Annotated in this window: 3 protein-coding genes; 1 reads left to right on the top strand and 2 read right to left on the bottom strand. The window is 71.8% G+C overall.

Translation table 11 applies throughout. From position 1 onward, the window contains the following. Positions 1–1001 (bottom strand): winged helix-turn-helix domain-containing protein (locus ACOADB_RS19595; protein WP_378602301.1); only part of this gene is annotated, 1001 nt, incomplete at its 3' end. 101 nt (positions 1002–1102) lie between these two features. Here ACOADB_RS19595 and ACOADB_RS19590 point away from each other — a divergent pair. Beyond that, complete coding sequence (locus ACOADB_RS19590) at positions 1103–1390, top strand: helix-turn-helix domain-containing protein (protein ID WP_378602298.1); 288 nt, start codon at positions 1103–1105, stop codon at positions 1388–1390. Here the strand turns inward: ACOADB_RS19590 and ACOADB_RS19585 are convergent. Beyond that, positions 1350–1523 (bottom strand): ClpP family protease, encoded by a 174-nt coding sequence (locus ACOADB_RS19585; RefSeq protein WP_378602538.1) that lies wholly within the window; start codon positions 1521–1523, stop codon positions 1350–1352. The two genes, ACOADB_RS19590 and ACOADB_RS19585, sit on opposite strands and share 41 nt — an antisense overlap. Positions 1524–1527 lie beyond the last annotated feature (4 nt).

The following is a 1527-nucleotide window of genomic DNA, read 5'->3' as shown; positions in this document are numbered from 1 at the left end:
CGGCCGACGATCGTGTCGCCCAGGAGGAACGGCAGGACGTAGTAGCCGTGCACCCGCTGGGCAGCAGGGACGTAGATCTCGATCCGGTAGAAGAAGTCGAACAACGCCTCGGCGCGGTCCCGCTCCCACACGACCGGATCGAACGGGCTGAGCAGCGCGCGTGCGCGGACCCGCCGCGGGAGCCGGGCCTCGTGGTGCAGGTACGCCGGACGGCGCCACCCCTCGACCTGCACGGGCTCCAGCTCCCCGGCGTCGACCAGCGACGCGATCGCGACCCGCGCCTCGCCGATCCTGATCCGGTAATAGTCGGCCAGGCAGTGGGCCGAGCCGACACCGTGTGACCGGGCTGCCCTCCGGACCAGCTCGACGTGCGCCTCGGCCTCGGTCAGCGCCGGGGCCTCGAGAACGGCCGACGGCAACACGCGCTCAGGCAGTTCGTAGCGGATCTCGAACTGGCTGTTGCGACCGGCGATGGCGAGGTCGCCCACCGTGAAGAGGTAGTCGAGCATCCGGCGGGTGCGTGACCAGTTCCAGCCCCAGTGCTCCTTGGTGCGCGGCAGGCCGTCATCGAGCTCGCGCGCCGTGCTCGGACCGCGGTCCGCGATCTCCGCGATCAGGGCAGCCTCCAGCGCGTCGTCCTCGGCCACGAAGGACCACTTGCCCCGTTTCGCGCGATGGGCGTCCATCCGGTGCCGCATGGCCGGCCAGAGCTCGACGGGCATGAACGCCTGGACGTGTGCCCAGTACTCCACGACCCGGCGCTGCCGACCGGCCGCAGCGCGCGCGAGCAGGTCGACGTCGTACGGCCCCATCCGGGAGTAGAGCGGCATGAAGTGCGCCCGCTGCAGGACGTTGACGCTGTCGACCTGGAGCACACCGGTGCGGGCGAGGGTGCGGTCGAAGGTCCGCAGGTTCGGGGTGGCGTGGCGCGCGTCGAGGAAGCCCTGCGCACCCAGTGCGATCCGGCGCGCCTGCGCGCGCGACAAGGTCTGGGTGCTCACGCCGCCACCCTAGGAGACCGCGCCGACACCGCCGTCCTGGCCGTTCTGCTGACAGCAGAACCATTCGTCGCCCCGCCCGTCACCGACCTACCGTGGCCGACATGGGCCAGGTCATCGCGTTCAAGCCACCCACCCCCGAGCCGTTGTGGCGCGAGCAGGTCGGCAAGCAGCTGCGCGAGCAACGCTTGGCCGCCGGCTGGCGGCTGCGTGACGTCGCCGAGCGGGCGGGCGTCTCGACCCAGTACCTCTCCGAGCTCGAGCGCGGCCTCAAGGACCCCAGCTCCGAGCTCCTCGCCGCCATCGCCGGCGCCCTCGGCAGCAGTGTGCGCGAGGTCGCCTCGCGCGCGATCAGGAGTACGCCGACGGGCCCGGTGTGCCTCGCTGCGTGATCACCGCGTCGACCAGCCCGTAGTCGACGGCTGCCTGCGCGGTGAGCACCAGGTCGCGTTCGGTGTCCTCGCGCACCTGGAGCGGCGTACGACCGGTGTGCGTGGCCAGCAGCTCCTCCAGCAACGACCGCACGCGC

Origin of the sequence: Nocardioides sp. CPCC 206348 (assembly GCF_048654705.1) — a bacterium.
GTDB lineage: Bacteria > Actinomycetota > Actinomycetes > Propionibacteriales > Nocardioidaceae > Nocardioides.
This window is presented reverse-complemented; position numbering and strand designations above follow the sequence as displayed.

Bases quoted from the DNA above. Each gene is read 5' to 3' on its own strand.
- ACOADB_RS19590 (WP_378602298.1), top strand. From the start codon at position 1,103: ATGGGCCAGGTCATCGCGTTCAAGCCACCCACCCCCGAGCCGTTGTGG.